General features: G+C 66.7%; 20 protein-coding genes. 11 read left to right on the forward strand and 9 right to left on the reverse strand.

The window, feature by feature from the left end:
• Position 1 precedes the first annotated feature (1 nt).
• The 5 genes from lepA to rpoE form a co-directional block, all read right to left on the reverse strand.
• A complete protein-coding gene (gene lepA / locus A7D27_RS21145) occupies positions 2-1,801 on the reverse strand; it encodes a translation elongation factor 4 (RefSeq protein WP_069560891.1) in 1,800 nt (599 codons plus the stop codon).
• A gap of 151 nt (positions 1,802-1,952) precedes the next feature.
• A complete protein-coding gene (locus tag A7D27_RS21150; RefSeq protein WP_069560892.1) occupies positions 1,953-3,368 on the reverse strand; it encodes a DegQ family serine endoprotease in 1,416 nt (471 codons plus the stop codon).
• Between the two features lie 209 nt (positions 3,369-3,577).
• On the reverse strand, positions 3,578-4,528 hold the full coding sequence (locus A7D27_RS21155; protein WP_069565992.1) for a MucB/RseB C-terminal domain-containing protein: 951 nt from the start codon (positions 4,526-4,528) through the stop codon (positions 3,578-3,580).
• 10 nt (positions 4,529-4,538) lie between these two features.
• On the reverse strand, positions 4,539-5,120 hold the full coding sequence (locus tag A7D27_RS21160) for an RseA family anti-sigma factor (RefSeq protein ID WP_069565993.1): 582 nt from the start codon (positions 5,118-5,120) through the stop codon (positions 4,539-4,541).
• Between the two features lie 33 nt (positions 5,121-5,153).
• Positions 5,154-5,735 carry an RNA polymerase sigma factor RpoE gene (rpoE, locus tag A7D27_RS21165; RefSeq protein WP_069560895.1) on the reverse strand — a complete coding sequence of 194 codons (582 nt, stop codon included), beginning with the start codon at positions 5,733-5,735 and terminating at the stop codon, positions 5,154-5,156.
• 374 nt (positions 5,736-6,109) lie between these two features.
• On the opposite strand from rpoE, the gene nadB reads away from it, so the two are divergent.
• Positions 6,110-7,726 (forward strand): L-aspartate oxidase, encoded by a 1,617-nt coding sequence (nadB, locus tag A7D27_RS21170; RefSeq protein WP_069560896.1) that lies wholly within the window; start codon positions 6,110-6,112, stop codon positions 7,724-7,726.
• On the opposite strand, the gene A7D27_RS21175 is transcribed toward nadB, so the two are convergent.
• Positions 7,695-8,147 carry a protein YgfX gene (locus tag A7D27_RS21175; RefSeq protein WP_069565994.1) on the reverse strand — a complete coding sequence of 151 codons (453 nt, stop codon included), beginning with the start codon at positions 8,145-8,147 and terminating at the stop codon, positions 7,695-7,697. The genes nadB and A7D27_RS21175 overlap by 32 nt on opposite strands.
• Positions 8,131-8,385 (reverse strand): succinate dehydrogenase assembly factor 2, encoded by a 255-nt coding sequence (locus A7D27_RS21180; RefSeq protein ID WP_069565995.1) that lies wholly within the window; start codon positions 8,383-8,385, stop codon positions 8,131-8,133. The genes A7D27_RS21175 and A7D27_RS21180 overlap by 17 nt, the downstream gene beginning before the upstream one ends.
• Positions 8,386-8,505: 120 nt before the next feature.
• Between A7D27_RS21180 and A7D27_RS21185 the strand changes: the two genes are divergently transcribed.
• From A7D27_RS21185 to A7D27_RS21195, 3 genes are read left to right on the forward strand one after another with little or no spacing between them, the layout of a single operon-like run.
• A complete protein-coding gene (locus tag A7D27_RS21185; RefSeq protein WP_069565996.1) occupies positions 8,506-9,447 on the forward strand; it encodes a folate-binding protein YgfZ in 942 nt (313 codons plus the stop codon).
• Positions 9,448-9,485: 38 nt separating this feature from the next.
• Complete coding sequence (locus A7D27_RS21190) at positions 9,486-10,322, forward strand: HDOD domain-containing protein (RefSeq protein WP_069560899.1); 837 nt, start codon at positions 9,486-9,488, stop codon at positions 10,320-10,322.
• Between the two features lie 58 nt (positions 10,323-10,380).
• Positions 10,381-11,133 (forward strand): ABC transporter substrate-binding protein, encoded by a 753-nt coding sequence (locus A7D27_RS21195; protein ID WP_069565997.1) that lies wholly within the window; start codon positions 10,381-10,383, stop codon positions 11,131-11,133.
• Positions 11,134-11,145: 12 nt separating this feature from the next.
• Here A7D27_RS21195 and A7D27_RS21200 read toward each other — a convergent pair whose 3' ends face one another.
• Positions 11,146-12,531: a sensor histidine kinase gene (locus A7D27_RS21200; RefSeq protein WP_069565998.1), complete on the reverse strand. Its 1,386-nt coding sequence runs from the start codon at positions 12,529-12,531 to the stop codon at positions 11,146-11,148.
• Positions 12,524-13,195 (reverse strand): response regulator, encoded by a 672-nt coding sequence (locus tag A7D27_RS21205; protein ID WP_044407382.1) that lies wholly within the window; start codon positions 13,193-13,195, stop codon positions 12,524-12,526. Before A7D27_RS21205 ends, A7D27_RS21200 begins: the two co-directional genes overlap by 8 nt.
• A gap of 199 nt (positions 13,196-13,394) precedes the next feature.
• Here A7D27_RS21205 and A7D27_RS21210 point away from each other — a divergent pair, with 199 nt between their 5' ends.
• From A7D27_RS21210 to A7D27_RS21240, 7 genes are all read left to right on the forward strand, one after another.
• Positions 13,395-14,660: an OprD family porin gene (locus A7D27_RS21210; protein WP_069565999.1), complete on the forward strand. Its 1,266-nt coding sequence runs from the start codon at positions 13,395-13,397 to the stop codon at positions 14,658-14,660.
• A gap of 30 nt (positions 14,661-14,690) precedes the next feature.
• Positions 14,691-15,668 (forward strand): tripartite tricarboxylate transporter substrate binding protein, encoded by a 978-nt coding sequence (locus A7D27_RS21215; RefSeq protein WP_069566000.1) that lies wholly within the window; start codon positions 14,691-14,693, stop codon positions 15,666-15,668.
• A gap of 101 nt (positions 15,669-15,769) precedes the next feature.
• On the forward strand, positions 15,770-16,225 hold the full coding sequence (locus A7D27_RS21220; protein WP_069566001.1) for a tripartite tricarboxylate transporter TctB family protein: 456 nt from the start codon (positions 15,770-15,772) through the stop codon (positions 16,223-16,225).
• A 4-nt stretch (positions 16,226-16,229) separates the two neighbouring features.
• A complete protein-coding gene (locus A7D27_RS21225; RefSeq protein ID WP_069566002.1) occupies positions 16,230-17,741 on the forward strand; it encodes a tripartite tricarboxylate transporter permease in 1,512 nt (503 codons plus the stop codon).
• Positions 17,734-18,786, forward strand: a complete 1,053-nt coding sequence (locus A7D27_RS21230; RefSeq protein WP_069566003.1) for an AbrB family transcriptional regulator — start codon at positions 17,734-17,736, stop codon at positions 18,784-18,786. Before A7D27_RS21225 ends, A7D27_RS21230 begins: the two co-directional genes overlap by 8 nt.
• A 212-nt stretch (positions 18,787-18,998) precedes the next feature.
• Complete coding sequence (locus A7D27_RS21235; protein WP_069560907.1) at positions 18,999-19,322, forward strand: DUF6176 family protein; 324 nt, start codon at positions 18,999-19,001, stop codon at positions 19,320-19,322.
• A 244-nt stretch (positions 19,323-19,566) separates the two neighbouring features.
• Positions 19,567-20,289: a 4'-phosphopantetheinyl transferase gene (locus tag A7D27_RS21240; protein WP_069566004.1), complete on the forward strand. Its 723-nt coding sequence runs from the start codon at positions 19,567-19,569 to the stop codon at positions 20,287-20,289.
• Position 20,290: the final 1 nt, after the last annotated feature.

Here is a 20,290-nt window from a genome sequence, read left to right on the forward strand (position 1 = left end):
CCTAGCTATCCACTTTGAGAACAGCGAGGAAGGCTTCCTGCGGGATTTCCACGCTGCCTACCTGCTTCATCCGTTTCTTACCGGCCTTCTGCTTCTCCAGCAGTTTCTTCTTACGGCTGACGTCACCGCCGTAGCACTTGGCCAGAACGTTCTTCCTGAGAGCCTTGACAGTGGTCCTGGCCACAATCTGGCCGCCAATGGCGGCCTGGATGGCAACGTCGAACATCTGCCGAGGAATCAGGTCTTTCATCTTCTCGGTCAGCGCTCGGCCCTTGTAGTGGGCCTGCTCGCGGTGAACGATCAGTGCCAGCGCATCGACCTTCTCACCGTTGATCAGCACATCCAGGCGGACGAGGTTGGCGGGCTCGAAGCGGTCGAAGCTGTAGTCCAGCGAAGCGTAGCCACGGCTCACCGACTTCAAACGGTCGAAGAAATCCAGCACCACCTCATTCATCGGCAGGTCGTAGCAAACCTGAACCTGGGAACTGAGGAACTGCATGTCGCGCTGGACGCCACGCTTCTCGATGCACAGGGTGATGACGTTGCCGAGGTGCTCCTGGGGCACCAGGATGGTGGCGCGCACGATGGGTTCGCGCATTTCCTGAATGGACGCCAGGTCGGGCAGCTTGGACGGGTTGTCGACGTAAACGGTCTCGCCGCTCTTCAGGACGATCTCGAAGACCACAGTCGGCGCGGTGGTGATCAGGTCCAGGTCGTATTCGCGCTCCAGACGCTCCTGGATGATCTCCATGTGCAGCATGCCGAGGAAGCCGATGCGGAAGCCGAAGCCCAGGGCCTCGGAGCTTTCCGGCTCGTACTGCAGCGCGGCATCGTTCAGGGTCAGCTTCTGCAGGGCCTCGCGGAAGTCCTCGAAGTCATCGGAGCTGACCGGGAACAGGCCGGCGTAGACCTGCGGCTTGATGCGCTGGAAGCCCGGCAGCACGTCCACATCCGGGGTGTTGGACAGGGTCAGGGTGTCGCCCACCGGCGCCCCATGAATGTCCTTGATGCCGGCGATGATGAAGCCCACTTCGCCGGCCTTGAGGTCTGCGGTCTCGGTGTGCTTGGGAGTGAAGACGCCGACGCTGTCCACCTGGTGGACCTTGCCGGTGGACTTCACCAGGATCTTGTCGCCCTTCTTCACTCGACCGTGCTTGACCCGAACCAGCGAGACCACGCCCAGGTAGTTGTCGAACCAGGAGTCGATGATCAGCGCCTGCAGCGGTGCCTCGATCTCGCCTTCCGGCGGCGGGATCACCTTGACCAGTTGCTCCAGCACCTCGATCACACCCATGCCGCTCTTGGCGCTGCAGGGCACGGCGTCAGTGGCGTCGATGCCGATGATGTGCTCGATCTCGTCCTTCACCCGCTCAGGCTCGGCCTGGGGCAGGTCCATCTTGTTCAGCACGGGCATCACTTCCAGGCCCTGCTCGATGGCGGTGTAGCAGTTGGCCACGGACTGGGCCTCGACGCCCTGCCCTGCATCCACCACCAGCAGCGCGCCTTCGCAGGCAGCCAGGGAACGGCTCACCTCGTAGGTGAAGTCCACGTGACCGGGGGTATCGATGAAATTCAACTGGTAGGTCCGGCCGTCCTGCGCCTTGTAGTGCAGGGTGACGCTGTGGGCCTTGATGGTGATGCCGCGCTCACGTTCCAGGTCCATGGAGTCGAGCACCTGCGCCTCCATCTCGCGATCGGAAAGGCCACCACAGAGCTGGATGAAGCGATCCGCCAGGGTCGACTTGCCATGGTCGATATGGGCGATGATGGAAAAGTTGCGGATATGACTCAGGTCACTCACGGGATCGACACTCGAAAAAAGCCGCAAGCTGGTTGCTTGCCGAAAAATAGCCGGGGAGTTTACCTGATCGCCATCACAGGCGTCACGCACGACCGACGACGCCCGCCCATGAAAAAGGGCGACCTGGGCCGCCCTTTTTCAGTGCATCGGATCACTCCGACAATTTGAAGGTGATGAAGCTCGCGCGCCCCTGGCGCAGCACGCGCATGGACACCGAACGATTCTTCGGCAGTTCCTTGGCGACCTTGGCGAAGGTCTGGACCGAATCGATGGCCTGGTTGTTCAGGTGGGTGATCACGTCACCCGGGCGCAGCCCCATGAGTGCAGCCGGCCCTTCCTGGATCTCGCGGATGACCACGCCACCCTTGATGTCCAGCGCTTTCTGCTGCTCCCCGGAGAGACCGGCGACCAGCACACCAAGACGGTTGCTGCTGCGCTCGGCACCCGAGGACTCGCCGGCGGCCAGTTCCTGACCGTCCTCAGGCAGCGCACCGATGCTCAGGGACAGGTTCTTGCGATTGCCATCGCGGACGATGCCCAGGTCGATCTTGGTACCCGGTTTCAGCGCGCCCACAAGATGCGGCAGGTCAGCGGACATGACGATGGGTTGCCCGTTCATGCTGAGGATCACATCCCCCACTTGCAGGCCGCCCTTGGCAGCCGGGCCGTTCTCCAGCACCTGGGCCACCAGCGCACCTGCCGGCTTGTCGAGACCGAAGGATTCGGCGAGGTCCTTGTTCACTTCCTGGATCACCACGCCCAGCCAGCCACGGTTGACCTTGCCGCTGGCCTTCAATTGATCGGCCACGCTCATCGCCACATCGATCGGGATGGCGAAGGACAGCCCCATGAAGCCGCCGGAGCGGGTGAAGATCTGCGAGTTGATGCCGACCACTTCGCCGTCCAGGTTGAACAGCGGCCCACCGGAGTTACCCGGGTTGATCGCCACGTCGGTCTGGATGAACGGCACGTAGCTCTCGTTGGGCAGGCTACGGCCCTTGGCGCTGACGATGCCGGCGGTGACGGAATGGTCGAAACCGAACGGCGAACCGATGGCCAGCACCCAGCTCCCAACCTTCAACGAATCGGATTTGCCGAGTTTGACGATGGGCAGGTCCTTGCCTTCCACCTTCAGCAGGGCCACGTCGGTGCGGGCATCGGCGCCGATCAGCTTGGCTTCCAGCTCGCTGCGGTCGGACAGGCGCACGATGATCTCGTCGGCGTCCGCTACCACATGGTTGTTGGTCAGGATGTAGCCATCCCTGGAGATGATGAAACCAGAGCCCAGGGACTGCGCCTCACGCTGGCGACCACCCTGGCCACGCGGGGCCTGGGGGATGCTGCGCTCGAAGAACTCCCGCAGCATCGGCGGCAGGCCTTCCAGGTCCGGCATCTGGTTGGCGACGGCGCGCTCGGGCAGCTTCTGTCGCGTACTGATGTTGACCACGGCGGGTGACGCCTGCTCCACCAGCGGGGAGAAGTCAGGCAGTTCGGCGCGCGCCGCGAGGGTTTGTCCGAGCAGCAGCAGCGCCGCCACGGCGGACATGCAGGATTTCATGCTTAGCATCGACATACAGCTCCCGTCATTACACGAGGAATTTGAACCCGCCGAGCGCCCCGGGGGCGGAGCGGGCAAACGCAAATGGGGCCGGAAGCGAGGCCTCCAGCCCGATGAACCATTGCACAACTTGGGATACGAATCGATAGCAGATCGCTATCAATTACCAGCCTCCTTCAAGCAGAAGGCCCAGCACTGTCGCCTGCGGCACCCTCAACTCACTGGGGCGCGGAGCTGCCAGCGGTACCCGCCGAACGCATAGACAACGCGACGCGCTCCGCAGTTCCCACAGGAATCTCACCCACGACGGTGACCATCACATCCCCGTCTGCCGTGCTCAACCGACGGGATACCGCCACGGTAGGCCCAAGCTCGTAGGGCACGATGTCTTCCACTCGCGCGCCGTGCAGAGGCTCCAGGAACACCGAAAAACGTGCCAGGCCGTCACCAAACAACAGACAGACCACGGTATCGGATGACGCGGGGCTGCGGCGTTGAGTGGAACTGGAAAGACTGAAGCCTGGCGGCAACCAGTCTGAGTGCCAGGCACTGGCCTGCCCCACCGGAGCCTCGGAGAAACTCACCGCCTGGCAATCGACACCGGGCTGAAGCTCGGCATCCTCCGGGCGAACTGTCTCGAACTGGGTGAACTGGAAGCGCTCCAACAACCCGCCTTTGTCGTTGAGCATCAACGACTTCAGTGGCAGGCCAGTCTCACGATCCAGGTGCAGCTCGAAGCCATAACGATGCTGATCCCGCGGCACGAGACTGAGAACCACGGCGGCACGCCCTGCAACACGGGACTCGCCCACCACACGGATCTCGTAGGACTTGGCGATCTGTGCCGCATCCAAATCCCGAGCGGGCCACACCTGGCCTCCCATCTGGTCGGCCAGCGCACCGCTCACGCATTGCGTTCTGCCGTCTACCCGCACGACCTCCTGGGCCGGACCATCGAGCTGCTGCAGACGCTCACGCACCTGACTGGCGTCGACCCGGTGCCAGATCTGGTGAGTGGAAAAGCTGCCGCTGCGCTCGTAGACGAATGTTCCCTGAAAGTTCTGCTGCTCGGCCTGGGCAATACGCTTCAGCCAATCCTGGGGTTCGGCGGCGTGGGCGGCCTGGACCAGCCAACCACCGAGCAACACGAAGAGTGGTAGTGCACGCATGGATTACTGCTCAGCGGCTCTCCAGACTGGCAGCGCGTGCGTAGGGCAGCGCGCTCTCGGAACCGCTCATGGCGGCCTGTTGGGCATGCTGGCGCAGGTAGGCCGGCAGGCGCTGGTCATGCCAGCCAGACGGCGCAGCCGAACCTTGCGGCAATACACGCGGTGACTCGACACTGTATCCCGCCAGCACCGCATCCTTGTTGGCCTGGGGCGCGGTGATCAGCGGCTGCACGCCACCTTGCTGGGCCAGTTGACGGGTGCCTACCTCGTCCTGGTTGTACAGACGCACACCGGCCAGCACGGCAACAGTCACCGACGCTGCGACCGCCAGGCGACCCAAGGTACGCCAGGGCCCCTTGGCTGCTGTAGCAGGCGCAGCCTCATCCGCCAGCGCTGCGGATACCGCCGCCGCGATGTCGAGACGGGGCTCGAGCAGTTCCTTGTGCATCACGGCACGGGCTATCTGGTAGCGCGACCATGTGGCACGGATCTCCTCATCACCGCTGGAGGCGAGCACTCGGCGCAACTCAAGTTCATCCGCTTCGTTATCCATCACCGCGGACAGCGATTCATGCAGGGCTTCACGACTCATGGCGATTCCTCTCTAATAGCTGTCGCCGCTGTCTCAGGATTCCTGCAGCAAGGGCTGCAGGGCTTTATCGATCGCTTCTCGCGCCCTGAAAATACGCGAGCGGACTGTACCAACCGGACACTGCATGACATTGGCGATGTCCTCGTAACTCAGACCATCGAACTCACGCAACGTCAGCGCCGTGCGCAAATCCTCAGGTAGCTGCTGGATGGTTCGATGGACGGTACCCTCGATCTCATCCCTCAGCAGCGAGCGCTCGGGCGATTCGTTGTCCTTGAGAGCATGATCGCCATCGTAGAACTCCGCGTCCTCCGCACTCACATCACTGTCCGGAGGACGCCGACCACGCGCCACCAGATGATTCTTCGCCGTATTGATGGCGATGCGGTACAGCCAGGTATAGAAAGCACTGTCACCGCGGAAATTGCCGAGCGCACGATACGCCTTGATGAAGGCTTCCTGAGCGACATCCTGGGCCTCCTGAGTGTCGTGCACGAACCGCACGATCAACCCGAGGATCTTGTGCTGATACTTCAGCACCAGAAGATCGAAAGCCCTCTTATCGCCTCGCTGCACCCGCTCGACCAGTTGCTGATCCTGTTCCTGGGTTAGCATGGATACTCCTCGTTGGAGCTTGAGGGGCACCGCGCCGCCCAGTGGATCGGCTTGCCAAGATAGACTCGGGCGTTACGCAAAAGTTCTCCCCTCCAAGCAAGCTTCCTGCAAGACCGTTTCCTTCTTGCACGGAATCACGCAGCAGGGTTCAACCGCTGCTGCGCGGATAATTTATTCGCCTGATTTGCCGCAGCCAGAGGAGCAGGAAGCTCCTCGCGGCACAACTCGCCAAGCACGTCACTTCATGTGCGACATACCTAAGAAAGCGGGTGTGGATGGAAAGTTCCCACGATTTCTTCGGCGACCATGAACGCGCTATTGTGCCGACCACCCCCTCTATATACTAGGGGCCGCCTTCCCGCGGGATCCCCGACATGAGCCAACACTTTCAGCACGATGTACTGGTGATCGGCAGCGGCGCCGCCGGCCTCACCCTTGCGCTGACCCTGCCCTCCCACCTGCGCATCGCCATCCTCAGCAAAGGCGACCTGTCCCAAGGCTCGACCTTCTGGGCCCAGGGGGGCGTTGCCGCTGTCCTGGACGACACCGACACCGTCGATTCCCATGTCGAGGACACCCTCGTCGCCGGGGCCGGGCTCTGTCGCGAGGATGCCGTCCGCTTCACCGTCGAGCACAGCCGCCAAGCCATCCAGTGGCTGATCGACCAGGGCGTGCCGTTCACCCGCGAGGACGAAAGCGCCCGCGAAGACGGCGGATTCCAGTTTCACCTCACCCGCGAGGGCGGGCACAGCCACCGACGCATCATCCATGCCGCCGATGCCACCGGCGCCGCCATCTTCAACACCCTGCTGGCACGCGCCCGTCAGTGCCCCAACATCGAACTGCTGGAGCAGCATGTCGCCATCGACCTGATCACCGAGCGCAAGCTCGGCCTGCCCGGCCAGCGCTGCCTCGGCGCCTACGTGCTGAACCGCAGCAGCGGCGAAGTCGACACCCATGGCGCGCGCTTCACCGTGCTCGCCTCGGGCGGCGCAGCCAAGGTCTACCTCTACACCAGCAACCCCGACGGCGCCTGCGGTGATGGCATCGCCATGGCCTGGCGGGCCGGCTGCCGGGTGGGCAACCTGGAGTTCAACCAGTTCCACCCCACCTGCCTGTATCACCCGCAAGCCAAGAGCTTCCTGATCACCGAAGCGGTGCGCGGCGAAGGTGGCCTGCTGCGCCTGCCCAGCGGCGAGCGCTTCATGCAACGCTTCGACAAGCGTGCCGAACTGGCCCCGCGCGACATCGTCGCCCGCGCCATCGACCACGAGATGAAGCGCCTGGGCATCGACTGCGTCTACCTGGACATCAGCCACAAGCCCGCCGAGTTCGTGAAGAGCCACTTCCCCACGGTCTACGAGCGCTGCCTGGGCTTCGGCATCGACATCACCCGCCAGCCCATCCCCGTGGTGCCCGCCGCCCACTACACCTGCGGTGGCGTAGTCGTGGACCGCCACGGCCACACCGACGTCCCCGGCCTCTACGCCATCGGCGAGACCAGCTTCACCGGTCTGCACGGCGCCAACCGCATGGCCAGCAACTCCCTGCTGGAGTGCTTCGTCTACGCCCGTTCCGCCGCCGAAGACATGCTCGGCCAGATGGAACAGATCCCCCTGCCCGACGGCCTGCCCACCTGGGACGCCAGCCAGGTGACCGACTCGGACGAGGACGTGATCATCGCGCACAACTGGGACGAACTCCGGCGATTCATGTGGGACTACGTCGGCATCGTGCGCACCAACAAGCGCCTGCAGCGCGCCCAGCACCGGGTGCGTCTGCTGCTCAGCGAGATCGACGAGTTCTACTCCAACTACAAGGTCAGCCGTGACCTCATCGAGCTGCGCAACCTGGCCCAGGTGGCGGACCTGATCATCCGCTCGGCCATGCAGCGCAAGGAATCCCGGGGCCTGCACTACACCCTGGACTACCCCGACACCCTGCCCGAAGCCCACGACACTATTCTGGTGCCGCCCACCTTTGGCGACTGAAACGCAGCCGCACCCGCAGGCGCCGATGCCAATCGGCGTCCATCGCATCGGCCGGCACACAGAGCCCCTGGGCCCAGGGGCGACCCGGCTGGCGATAGACCAGCAGCACCGCCAGGGGTAGCGCCAGGCTGTCAGGCGACAGTTGCACGGGCAGCCAGTCGCCATCCCGGCGCAGCAACGCCAGCCCATCAGACGACAGGCGCAACCCGAGGATCGCCGAAGGCGCCGTCAGCAGGATGCGCCGGGGCAGCACCCAGGCCGCGTGGCCAGCGCACAGCAGCGCACCGAGCAGACGCACCCAGGCCGGGCACTCGGCCGTCGCCAACGCCACCAGGCACAGCACTAGAAGGAAGAGGTAGATCGCCAGCAGGCGCCGCGACGGGCGCCAGTGGCATTCGAAGGGGCTACTTGGGCTGGACACGGTCCAGGATCATTTTCACGATGCGCCGCAGGTCCACATCTTCCGGCTCACCGCGCTGCATGAACCAGCCGAACATGTCCTGGTCCTCACATTCCAGCAGCTTGCGGTAACGGGCCTGGTCGGCCTCGTCGAGGTGCGGGTACGCCTCCTGCACGAAGGGGACCAGCAGCACATCCAGCTCCAGCATGCCGCGGCGGCTGTGCCAGAAGAGTCGGTTCAGTTCAGTTGCGTCGGCCATCGGGGTGCCTCCAGTAAACAGGCGCGCAGTATAACGGCACGGACGCCGGCCGGCACCCGCTGACAAGCCGCCGACCGGGCTCTATGATGACGCCCCGGACACCCTTTCCAGCGATATCCCATGGCTGAAACCGCATTCTTCTGCCCGCTCACCCACGAAGGCATCATCGCCGTCCGTGGCGTGGACGCCGCCAAGTTCCTTCAGGGCCAGGTCACCTGCAACCTCGCCTACCTCAACGACACCACCACCAGCCTCGGCGCCCGCTGCACCCCCAAGGGGCGCATGGTCTCCAGCTTCCGCGTCCTGCCCGAAGGCGACGGCTACCTGCTCGCCCTCGACGCCCGGTTGCTGGACGTGCAACTCGCCGACCTGAAGAAATACGCCGTGTTCTCCAAGGCCACCCTGGCCGACGAGAGCGCCGCCTGGGTGCGCTTCGGCCTGGCCCAGGGCGACGGCGTGCTCGTAGCGCTGGGCCTCGACCTGCCCACCGAAGCCGGCGCCGTCGTGCGCGCCGAGGGCCGCATCGCCCTGCGCCTCTCCGACGGCCGCGCAGAACTCTGGGCAGCAGCTGATGAGGCCGACAGCCTGCGCACCCACCTCGCCGCCCACCTGCCCGAGGCCCCGCTGGACGCCTGGCTGCTGGCCCAGGTGCGCGCCGGGGTCGGCCAGGTCTTCGCTGCCACCCGCGAGCTGTTCATCCCGCAGATGATCAACCTCCAGGCGGTCGGCGGCGTCAGCTTCAAGAAAGGGTGCTATACCGGGCAGGAGATCGTCGCCCGCATGCAGTACCTGGGCAAACTCAAGCGCCGCCTGCAGCGCCTGGCCCTGCCCGAAGGCGAACGCCCGGCCCCCGGCCTCGAACTCTTTTCCCCCGTCCACCAGAGCAGCGTCGGCGAAGTGGTGCTGGCCGCCCCGGCGGAACAGGGTTACGAACTCCTCGCCGTGCTCCAGGAAGACGCGGTCAACGACGGACGGATCCACCTGGGCGCCATCGATGGCCCCGTGCTGAACCTGCTCGACCTCCCCTACACGCTGGACGCCGACCGCGAGATCCAGCGCTGAGGGCCGGTCCAACCGCCTACCACGCCTAGAGAGCCCCCATGAGCAAGCTTGCCGAGAAAGTCCAGGAAGACCTGATCCGCGCCATCGACAACGATGAGCTGGTGCTGCCCACCCTGCCCGAAGTGGCGCTGAAGGTGCGCGAAGCCGCAGAAGACCCCGACGTGAGCATCCCCGCCCTGTCCAAGGTGATCGGCAACGACGCCGCCCTCACCGCCCGCATCATCAAGGTGGTGAACAGCCCGCTGCTGCGCACCAACAAGGAAATCACCGACCTGCAGATGGCCATCAGCCGCCTCGGCATCAACTACACCTGCAACCTCGCCACGGGCCTGGCCATGGAGCAGATGTTCCAGGCCACCTCCGATGTGGTCGACCGCAAAATGCGCGAAGTCTGGAACAAGAGCACCGAGATCGCCGGCATCTGCCACGTCCTCTGCCGCCACTACACCCGCCTCGCGCCGGACCAGGCCACCCTCGCCGGCCTGGTGCACCAGATCGGCGTGCTGCCGATCCTCACCTACGCCGAAGAACACTACGAGCTGCTGGCCGACTCCATCAGCCTCAACCACGTGATCGAGCGCATCCACCCGATCATCGGCGACCGCATCCTCAAAGCCTGGGAATTCCCCGCCCCGATCGCGCAGATCCCCAGCCAGTACCTGGACTTCACCCGCAACTCGCCCAAGGTCGACTACGTGGACATCGTCCAGGTCGCCACCCTGCAGAGCTACCTGGGCAGCGAACACCCCTACACCCAGCTCGACTGGAGCCAGATCCCCGCCTTCGCCAAACTCGGCCTCGACCCGCAGGTCGACATGCAGGCAGACGAAGACCTCTCCGCCGCCATGGAGGCGGCCATGAGCATGCTGCAGTGAACTAACGGGCGCGCCATACCTGTCTAGACTCCCTGCATACATGGAGTAGCGGACCCAGATGCGCGCCCTTCTATTCATCCTCACCCTCGCCTTCGGCAGCCTCGCCGCCGCCGAAGACGTGCGCCTCACCAACGGTGAATGGACGCCCTACCTCGGCGCCTCGCTGCCGCACCAGGGCGTAGCCTCGCGCATCGTCGCCGAAGCCTTCGCCCTGGAGGGCGTCACCGTCCACTGGGAGTTCCACCCCTGGGCCCGCTCCCTGCGCCTGGCGGAGAAAGGCGAGCGCCACGGCACCGCTATCTGGCTGCGCAATGCTGATCGCGAACGGGATTTCTACGTCAGTGATCCGGTGATCGAGAGCGGCTACGTACTGTTCCACCGCAAGGACACCCCCCTCGACTGGCAGAGCGTGGACGACCTCCGGCACTACCGCCTGGGCGCCACCATCGGCTACGACTACGGCGAAGCCTTCCAGCGCGCCGAGCAGGACGGCCGCCTGCGCGTGCAGCGCCTGGCCGCCGAGGAACAGGGCCTGCGCATGCTCCTGGCCGGCCGCATCGACGTGTTCCCCATGGACAAGGTGGTCGGCATCGCCAACCTGCAAAGCTTCAGCCGCGAAGAACGCAGCCGAGTCACCTTTCACCCCCAGCCACTGCGCAGCGACACCCTGCACCTGTTGCTGTCCCGCTCGGTTCCCGGCAACGAACAGCTCATGGCGCGCTTCAACCAGGGCCTGGCGCAACTGCGTGAAAGCGGCAAGATCGCCCGCTACCTGCTCGAAGCCGAAGAGCCGCTGAGCAGCCTGCAGTAATGGCAGTGCTGCTCAGGCGGGCGGAAAGCTCACCCGCACCCGCAACCCGCCCGCGCCGCCGTCGTGCAGGCTGATCTCGGCCATGTGCGCCCGGCAGATCTCACCCACGATGGCCAGGCCCAACCCCGCCCCGCTGGCCTGGGCCGTGCGCCGGTAGAAACGCTCGAACACCCGCTCGCGTTCTTCCGGCGGAATGCCGCTGCCCTCGTCCTCCACTTCCAGCACCGCCGGCGCCATCACCCGCAGGGTCACGCTGCCGCCCTTGGGCGTATGGGCCAGGGCGTTGTCCACCAGGTTGCTGAGCAACTCGTTGAGCAGCGTCGGCTCCCCCCTCACCCAAGCGCTGTCCTCCGCCTCCAGCGCCAGGGCGATACCCCGGGCGTGGGCCAGGGGCGCCAGGGCCATCCCCAGCTCACGGGCCAGGGCGCCCAGCTCGATGCGTTCGGCACCGCCCTCGGCAATCGCCCGCGCCCCGCTCTCGATACGGGCCAGGGAGAGCAGTTGGTTGGCCAGGTGGGTCAGCCGGTCGGTGTTCGCCGCACTCTCCTCCAGGGTCCGGCGCCAGGCGGCCGGGTCCTGCTCGCGCAGGCCCAGCTCGATCCGCGCCTTCAGGGCCGCCAGGGGCGTGCGCAACTCGTGGGAGGCGTCGGCGATGAAGTCCGCCTGGCGCTGGAACAGCCCGCGCAGGCGCTCGGTGAACCGGTTGAGCGCATCCACCAGCGGCTTGAGCTCGCTCTGCACCACCACCACCGGCAACGGGCGCATGTCGTCCGGCTGGCGCTCCTCCACCGCCGAGCGCAACTGATTGAGCGGGCGCATCGCCGCACTCACCGCCAGCCACACCAGGCCCAGCGCCGCCAGGGACATCAGCGCCAGGCGCCACAGCGTATCCACCAGCAGCCCCCGGGCCAGGCGCTCGCGGGCCTCCTCGGTCTCCGCCACGCGGATTTCCGCCATGCCGTTGATGCTTGCCTCGCTCACCGGGCGCAGCAGGCTCACCACCCGCACGTCCACCCCGCCGTAGTTGGCGTCGTAGAAGCGCGCCAGGGCCGGGTAGTCATCGGTGCGCGGCGTGCCCGGCGGCGGGCCGGGCAGGTTCTCGTAGCCGGAGACCAGCTTCCCCTCGATGTCGGTCACCTGGTAGAAGATCCGCCCCGCGCTGTCGTAGGCGAAGGTGTCCAGCGCCACATAGGGCACATCGGCCTTGAGCCGGCCGTCGGCCTCGTAGAGCCCGGCGGAAATGGCCCGGGCCGACGCCAGCAGGGTGCGGTCGTAGGCGGTGTCTGCCGCCTGGCGGGCATTGAAGTAGGCACTCAGGCTGCCGATCACCAGCAGCATCGCCAGCAGCAGCGCCAGCCGCCGCAGCAGCCGCCCGCGCAGGCTTCCCGACTCACGCATCCTGGTGCTCCAGCAGGTAGCCCAGGCCGCGGAAGGTGACGATGCGCGCCGTGCTGCCCTCCAGCTTCTTGCGCAGGCGGTGGATGTAGATCTCGATGGCGTCCGGGCTGGCCTCCTCGTCCAGGCCGAACACCTGAGCGGCCAACTGGTCCTTGCTCATCACCCGGCCGGGGCGCGCGATCAGCACCTCCAGCACCGCCTGCTCCCGCGAGGTCAGCGTCAGCGGCTGGCCGTCCAGGCTGAAACGCCGGGTGCCCAGGTCATAGAGCAGCGGCCCGCAGCGCTGCTGCTGCTCGCCGCCCAGCACCGTGCGCCGCAGCAGCGCCTTCACCCGCGCCTCCAGCTCCGACAGCTCGAAGGGCTTGGCCAGGTAATCGTCCGCGCCCAGGTTCAGGCCCAGCACCCGGTCCTTCACCTCGCCCCGCGCAGTGAGCATCAGCACCGGCAGCGTCTTGCCCCGCCCACGCAGGCGCGACAGCACCTCGAAGCCGTCCAGGCGCGGCAGCCCCACGTCCAGCACCGCCAGGGCATATTCCTCGCTGGACAAGGCCAGGTCCGCCGCCACGCCATCGTGCAGCACGTCCACCGTCCAGCCCGCTGCGCGCAGCGCCTGGGCCACGCTATCGGCCAATTGCAGGTGGTCTTCGACGAGCAGGATGCGCACGGTGGAGTCCTCCAGGCTGTAGGAAACGGCCCGCAGTGTAACGGCCAGCAACCCGCAAAAAAGCGGCCTGCCGAATTCTTTCACGCTGAAAGCCTGGCGAAAGCTTCGCCCCCTAGCATCGGCACAGGGTGGACAGAACCACCCATCCATAGCCGGCCTTGGTTGAGCCGGCTTACAAGAACAACAACGGAGACCACCGATGCACACTGCCTCCCGGCAGGCGTTGCCGCCTGCACGCATCGTCAGCCTGGCCATCGCCGGCTGCACCCTCGCCCCGCTCGCCCAGGCTGACTTCATCAAGGACAGCTCGGCCACCCTCGAAGCCCGCAACATCTACCTGAACCGCGACTTTCGCGAAGGCACCGGCCAGTCCAAGCGCGACGAATGGGCCCAGGGCTTCATCCTCAACATCGAATCCGGCTTCACCGAAGGCACCGTCGGCTTCGGTGTGGACGCCCTCGGCATGGTTGGCGTCAAGCTCGACTCGGGCAAGGGCAGCAGTGGCACCGACCTGCTGCCGGTACAGGACGACGGCGGCACCCCGGACACCTACGGCAAGCTGGGTCTGACCGGCAAGGTGCGCGTCTCCAGGAGCGAATTGCGCATCGGCAGCCACATCCCCGAACTGCCGGTGGTCAAGGCCAGCGACAGCCGCATCCTGCCCCAGGTGTTCGAAGGCGGCCTGCTCACCTCCAGGGAGATCGAAGGCCTCACCTTCACCGGCGGCCGCCTGCGCGAAGTGAAGGACCGCGCCTCCACCCACTCCGAAGACCTGGCCCTGAACAACAAGAACCGGCGCTTCGCCAGTGGCGCCAGCGGCGACCACTACGACCTGGCCGGCGCCGACTACGTGTTCAGCAAGCAGCTCACCGGGCGCTACTACTTCGCCGAGCTGGACGACGTCTACCGCCAGCACTTCTTCGGCCTGCTCGCCACCCAGCCCCTGGGCAGTGGCACCCTCAGCGCCGACCTGCGCTACGCCATCAGCGACGACACCGGCCGCGCTGCCGCCGGCAAGGTGGACAACCGCGCGCTGAACGGCATGCTCAGCTACGGCCAGGGCGCCCACAAGGTCGGCCTCGGCTACCAGCGCATGAGCGGCGACACCGGCTACGCCTACATCGACGGCAGCGACCCGTTCCTGGTCAACTTCGTGCAGATCAACGACTTCGCCAACGCCGACCAGCGCTCCTGGCAGGCCCGCTACGACCTGGACTTCGCCCGCCTCGGCGTCCCCGGCCTGAGCTTCATGACCCGCTACATCACCAGCGACAACGCCCAGGTCACCGGCAGCGACCGGGAAGGCCGCGAATGGGAACGCGACGTGGAGTTCAAGTACGTCGTCCAGAGCGGCGCCCTCAAGGACCTCACCTTCCGCGCCCGCCACGCCGGCTTCCGCTCCAGCTTCGCCCGGGATGCCGACGAACTGCGCCTGATCGTCAGCTACGCCCTCGCCATCTGGTGACCCACAATAAGACTCCACAGGAGACAACCGATGAAGACCGCCCTCTCCCGCTTCGCCCTGCTCGCCACCGGCCTGCTGCTCTCCACCCAACTGATGGCCGAGCCCAAGCGCCCCGAGTGCATCGCCCCGGCCGCCCCCGGCGGCGGTTTCGACCTCACCTGCAAGCTGGCCCAGAGCGCCCTGATGGACGCCAAGCTGCTCAGCAAACCCATGCGCGTCACCTACATGCCCGGTGGCGTCGGCGCCGTCGCCTACAACGCCGTGGTCGCCCAGCGCCCGGCGGACGCCGGCACCATCACCGCCTGGTCCAGCGGCTCGCTGCTCAACCTGGCCCAGGGCAAGTTCGGCCGCTTCGACGAGAACGCCGTGCGCTGGCTGGCCGGCATCGGCACCAGCTACGGCGCCATCGCCGTGCGCAGCGACTCCCCCTACAAGACCCTCGACGACCTGATCAACGCCCTCAAGGCCGACCCGGGCAAGGTGGTGATCGGCTCCTCCGGCACCGTCGGCAGCCAGGACTGGATGCAGACCGCCCTGCTGGCCAAGGCCGCCGGCATCGACCCGCGCAACCTGCGCTACGTGGCCCTGGAAGGCGGCGGCGAGATCGCCACCGCCCTGCTCGGCGGGCACATCCAGGTGGGCAGTACCGACATCGCCGACTCCATGCCGCACATCCTCGCCGGCAACATGCGCATCCTCGCCGTGCTCTCCGAAGAGCGCCTGCCGGGTGAGGACAAGGCCAACATCCCCACCGCCAAGGAACAGGGCTACGACATCACCTGGCCGGTGGTGCGCGGCTTCTACCTCGGCCCGAAGGTGAGCGACGAGGACTACGCCTGGTGGAAGGCCGCCTTCGACCAACTGCTGGCCTCCGAGGACTTCGCCAAACTGCGCGGCCAGCGCGAGCTGTTCCCCTTCGCCATGACCGGCCCGGAACTGGACGCCTACGTGAAGCAGCGCGTCGCCCAGTACAAGGAGATGGCCAAGGAGTTCGGCCTCACCCAATAAGCGCTCACAAGAGAGCGTGAACAGACGCTAAGGCCCCGAACAGCCGGCTGAGCGCCCCCGCCAGCCGGCCTTCCGCGCCCCCATTCCGCGAGGAATCCCCCATGCTTTTTCAACGCCTGTTCAGTCTGGGCTGGCTGGTCGCATGCCTGTTTTTTGCCGCGCTCGCCTGGGACTACCACGCCGCCTTCTCCTATGAACCGGTCGGCCCCCGCGCCTTCCCCCTGCTCACCCTCGGGCTGATGGCCGCCGCCCTGCTGTGGCAGGTGCTGCGCCCCGGCGCCCTGCTGCACAAGCACGACGACACCCCGCTGGACGCCCCCGCCCTGCGCAAGGTGATCGCCTGCATCGCCCTGCTGCTGGTCTACGCCGGGCTCTTCGAGCCGCTGGGCTTCATCCTCTCCAGCACCCTCGCCGGCCTGCTGATGGCCCGCCTGTACGGCGGCCGCTGGCTGCCCGGCACCATCGCCGCGCTGGCCATCAGCGTTGGCCTCTACCTGCTGTTCGACAAGACCCTGGACGTGCCCCTGCCCCTGGGCCTCCTCGACTTCCTGGAGTGACGACATGGATACCTTGAGCTACCTCGGCCAGGGCTTCGGCGTGGCCCTCTCCCCCTACAACCTGGTCACCGCCCTGGTGGGCACCCTGATCGGCACCGTGGTGGGCCTGCTGCCGGGCCTCGGCCCGATCAACGGCGTGGCCCTGCTGATCCCGGTGGCCTTCGCCCTCGGCCTGCCGCCGGAGTCGGCGCTGATCCTGCTGGCCGCCGTGTACCTGGGCTGCGAATACGGCGGGCGCATCAGCTCCATCCTGCTGAACATCCCCGGCGAAGCCTCCACCGTGATGACCACCCTCGACGGCTACCCCATGGCCCGCCAGGGCCTGGCCGGCGTCGCCCTGTCGCTGTCGGCCTGGAGCTCCTTCATCGGCGCCTTCATCGCCACCTGCGGCATGGTGCTGTTCGCCCCGCTGCTGGCCAAATGGGCCATCGCCTTCGGCCCGGCGGAGTACTTCGTGCTGATGGTGTTCGCCATCGTCGCCCTCGGCGGCATGGCCGGCGACCGGCCGCTGAAGACCTTCATCGCCGCCCTGCTCGGCCTGTTCCTCTCCACCATCGGCATCGACGCCAACAGCGGCGTGTACCGCTTCACCTTCGACAGCATCCATGTCGCCGACGGCATCCAGTTCGTGGTGCTGGTGCTGGGCCTGTTCTCGGTGAGCGAGATCCTCCTGCTGCTGGAGAAGACCCACCACGGCCACGTCGCCGTGAAGGCCACCGGACGCATGCTGTTCAACCTCAAGGAGGCCGCCTCGGTCGCCGTGGTCAACCTGCGTTGCGGGGTGATGGGCTTCATCCTCGGCGTGCTGCCGGGCGCCGGCGCCACCCTGGCCAGCGCCGTGGCCTACATGACCGAGAAGAAGATGGCCGGCGACTCCGGCAGGTTCGGCAAAGGCGACCTACGCGGTCTGGCCGCCCCGGAAACCGCCATCGGCGCTTCCGCCTGCGGCGCCATGGTGCCGATGCTGACCCTGGGCGTTCCCGGCTCCGGCACCACGGCCGTAATGATCGGCGCACTGACGCTGTACAACATCACCCCCGGCCCCATGCTGTTCCAGCAGCAGCCGGACATCGTCTGGGGCCTGATCGCCTCGCTGTTCATCGCCAACGTCATGCTGGTGATCCTCAACATCCCGATGATCCGCGTGTTCATCCGCATCCTCGCCGTGCCCAACTGGGCGCTGGTGCCGGTGATCGCCATCATCACCTCCATCGGCGTCTACGCCGTGCACGCCACCACCTTCGACCTGTTCCTGATGGTCGCCATCGGCATCTTCGGCTACATCCTGCGCAAGCTGGACTTCCCCCTCTCGCCGCTGCTGCTGGGCTTCATCCTCGGTGGGCTGATGGAGCAGAACCTGCGCCGCGCGCTGTCCATCTCCAACGGCGAGCTGGGCATCCTCTGGTCCAGCCCCATCGCCATCGGCACCTGGGTGCTGGTAGCGGTGATGCTGGCCCTGCCGCTGGTGCGCATCTGGCGCCGCCGCGCCCGTCGGGAGGCCCTGGCGGATGCGTGATGGCTGGCGCAACTGGTGGGCGACGCCCCTGGTGGGCGCGGCGGGCGGCCTGCTCGCCAGCCTCGCCCACTGGCCGCTGCCGTGGATGATCGGCGCCCTGGTGGCGGTCATCCTGTTCCGCTGCGCCACGCCCTGGCCAATCCGTGACCTGCCGGGCGGGCGCAAGACCGGCCAATGGATCATCGGCATCGGCATCGGCCTGCACTTCACCCCCCAGGTGCTGGAGCAGGTCACCGCCCACTGGGCGCTGGTGCTCTTCGGTGCCCTGTTCACCAGCCTTTCCAGCGTCCTCGCCATCGGGCTGTTGCGCCGCAGCGGCGAGGACCGCGCCACCGCCTTCTTCGCCTGCATGCCCGGCGGCTCCGGGGAGATGGTCAACCTCGGCCAGCGCAACGGCGCCAGCACCAGCCGCGTGGCCGCGGCCCAGAGTTTGCGGGTGGTGGCCGTGGTGCTGTGCATACCGGCGCTGTTCAAACTGCTGCTGGGCGACGGCCCCGCCCTGCACACCAACGCCCCGGTGGACTGGGCCTGGCTGGCCGTGCTGGTCCCGGCCGGCGGCCTGGTGGCGCTGCTCTGGCAACGCCTGCGCCAACCCAACCCCTGGCTGTTCGGCCCGCTGCTGGTCAGCGCCTGCGCCAGCGTCGCCTGGGACCTGCACATCGGCCTGCCTCCAGGGGCCAGCCAGATAGGCCAGTTGCTGATCGGCAGCGGCCTGGGCTGCCACTTCGACCGCCCCTTCTTCCGCCGTGCCCCCACCTTCCTCGCCCGCACCCTGCTGGGCACCGCACTGATGATCGGCTTCGCCAGCCTCTGCGCCCTCGGCATCGCCTGGGCCAGCGCCCTGGACCTGCGCTCCCTGACCCTGGGGATGATGCCCGGCGGCATCGCCGAGATGAGCCTCACCGCCGAGCCCCTGCAGCTCTCCGTCCCGCTGGTCACCGCCCTGCAGGTGGCCCGGCTGCTGCTGGTGCTGTTCCTGGCCGAACCGGTGTTCCGGCGCTGGCAGCGCCTGGGTGCATCAGGTCCTGACGAACCAGGGCGCTGATCCCAGGGTGCGTTGACGACTGAGCCCGTCGGACTCCGCCCAACGTGTCCACCTCCCCTCGCTGACGAACACGGCGCATTGAGCCGCCAACGCCCGCCCGTGGCGGCTCCAACGGCGTGAACTGCTGGCTGAGCAATCGGCAGCCGCCCCACCGCACGACCAGCCCGCGTTTAACCTCGGCATCCCCTCTCACCGCACGCTGGAGCGCCGCAATGGATGTCGGTTCCGTACTGATCAAGCTGAAGAGCGACTCGATGGAACAGGTCGAGGCCTGGAGGAGCGAAATAGAACGCCGCAAGGCCGAAGCCGTGGAAACCCTCAAGGCGGAGGGCGTGACCGTCGAATCCTGGTTTCACCTGGAGCTGAACGGCGAACAGTTCCTGATCGCCTACATGCGGGCCCATGACATCGCCCACGCACAGAAGGTGGGCCGGGAAAGCACCTTCGATATCGACCGCGTGCACAAGCGCTTCAAGGCCCACTGGGAGAAGGTCTACCCCGCCCGGCTGCTGGTGGACCTGGAGAATCCTGAATAAGGCACGCTGAGCCAGGTGCGGAATCCAAAGCAAAAAAAACGGGAGCCACAGGGCTCCCGTTCTCGATTCAGAGAAAACGCCGGGGCCGATAACGGCCCCAGGCTACAACCTCACCTGCGTTCCAGAAGAAACGCACGGCTAGTCTGGCAAAAGCCGACTGGACGATCCGTTTAGCTTTGGTAACCCGATTGCAAACATATGTAACCGAGCCACCGTCTGGTGGCCGTCCCGCCGGCGCGGCAGAATGCGCGCCATGAACCTGACCCTGCCCCCCTTCTGCACCCAGCCCGATGCCGCCTGGCCCTTCGCCAAGGCGCTGGAGGGCGTGGGTTTCCACAGCTGCCGCTTCGACCCGGCGGCCCTCGACGATGGCGACTTCGCCCGCTGCAACATCCCCACCACGCCGAGCATCCAGCGCTCGGTGGCCAAGCGCCGTGCGGAGTACCTGGCCGGGCGGCTCTGCGCGCGAGCGGCCTTGCAGGCACTCACCGGGCAGGCCGAGGTGCCCGCCACCGGCGAGGACCGGGCGCCGGTGTGGCCGGCCGGCGTCGTCGGCTCCATCACCCACGGCACCGGCCAGGCGGCCAGCGTGGTGGCCCGTGCCGAGGCATGGCGCGGCCTGGGGCTGGACCTGGAGCAGCACCTGGAACCCGAGCGCGCCCTGCGCCTGGCCGGGGAGATCCTCACCGAGGCCGAGCTGCAACGGCTCGACGCCCTGCCGCGGGAGGCCAGGGCCGAGCGGGTGACCCTGACCTTCTCCATCAAGGAGAGCCTGTTCAAAGCGCTCTACCCGCTGGTGGGGGTGCGCTTCTATTTCCACGATGCGGAAGTGCTGGCAGTGGACGACCACCGCGTGCAACTGCGCCTGCTGATCGACCTGTCCGCCGAATGGCACCAGGGCCGCGAGCTGCAGGGGCAAGTGCGCCACTACCCGGACCGCCTGCTGACCCTGGTGGCGGTGCGCTGAC

This window comes from Pseudomonas sp. 1D4, from assembly GCF_001728925.1.
GTDB lineage: Bacteria > Pseudomonadota > Gammaproteobacteria > Pseudomonadales > Pseudomonadaceae > Metapseudomonas > Metapseudomonas otitidis.

What these genes read in the sequence shown, in the direction of transcription:
- nadB (WP_069560896.1), top strand. Translation starts at nt 6,110, where the DNA reads ATGAGCCAACACTTTCAGCACGATGTACTGGTGATCGGCAGCGGCGCC.
- A7D27_RS21155 (WP_069565992.1), bottom strand. Translation starts at nt 4,528, where the DNA reads ATGCGTGCACTACCACTCTTCGTGTTGCTCGGTGGTTGGCTGGTCCAG.
- rpoE (WP_069560895.1), bottom strand. Translation starts at nt 5,735, where the DNA reads ATGCTAACCCAGGAACAGGATCAGCAACTGGTCGAGCGGGTGCAGCGA.
- A7D27_RS21195 (WP_069565997.1), top strand. Translation starts at nt 10,381, where the DNA reads ATGCGCGCCCTTCTATTCATCCTCACCCTCGCCTTCGGCAGCCTCGCC.
- A7D27_RS21190 (WP_069560899.1), top strand. Translation starts at nt 9,486, where the DNA reads ATGAGCAAGCTTGCCGAGAAAGTCCAGGAAGACCTGATCCGCGCCATC.
- A7D27_RS21240 (WP_069566004.1), top strand. Translation starts at nt 19,567, where the DNA reads ATGCGCGCCATGAACCTGACCCTGCCCCCCTTCTGCACCCAGCCCGAT.
- A7D27_RS21225 (WP_069566002.1), top strand. Translation starts at nt 16,230, where the DNA reads ATGGATACCTTGAGCTACCTCGGCCAGGGCTTCGGCGTGGCCCTCTCC.
- A7D27_RS21230 (WP_069566003.1), top strand. Translation starts at nt 17,734, where the DNA reads ATGCGTGATGGCTGGCGCAACTGGTGGGCGACGCCCCTGGTGGGCGCG.
- A7D27_RS21210 (WP_069565999.1), top strand. Translation starts at nt 13,395, where the DNA reads ATGCACACTGCCTCCCGGCAGGCGTTGCCGCCTGCACGCATCGTCAGC.
- A7D27_RS21200 (WP_069565998.1), bottom strand. Translation starts at nt 12,531, where the DNA reads ATGCGTGAGTCGGGAAGCCTGCGCGGGCGGCTGCTGCGGCGGCTGGCG.
- A7D27_RS21180 (WP_069565995.1), bottom strand. Translation starts at nt 8,385, where the DNA reads ATGGCCGACGCAACTGAACTGAACCGACTCTTCTGGCACAGCCGCCGC.
- A7D27_RS21220 (WP_069566001.1), top strand. Translation starts at nt 15,770, where the DNA reads ATGCTTTTTCAACGCCTGTTCAGTCTGGGCTGGCTGGTCGCATGCCTG.
- A7D27_RS21215 (WP_069566000.1), top strand. Translation starts at nt 14,691, where the DNA reads ATGAAGACCGCCCTCTCCCGCTTCGCCCTGCTCGCCACCGGCCTGCTG.
- A7D27_RS21235 (WP_069560907.1), top strand. Translation starts at nt 18,999, where the DNA reads ATGGATGTCGGTTCCGTACTGATCAAGCTGAAGAGCGACTCGATGGAA.
- A7D27_RS21185 (WP_069565996.1), top strand. Translation starts at nt 8,506, where the DNA reads ATGGCTGAAACCGCATTCTTCTGCCCGCTCACCCACGAAGGCATCATC.
- A7D27_RS21150 (WP_069560892.1), bottom strand. Translation starts at nt 3,368, where the DNA reads ATGCTAAGCATGAAATCCTGCATGTCCGCCGTGGCGGCGCTGCTGCTG.
- A7D27_RS21160 (WP_069565993.1), bottom strand. Translation starts at nt 5,120, where the DNA reads ATGAGTCGTGAAGCCCTGCATGAATCGCTGTCCGCGGTGATGGATAAC.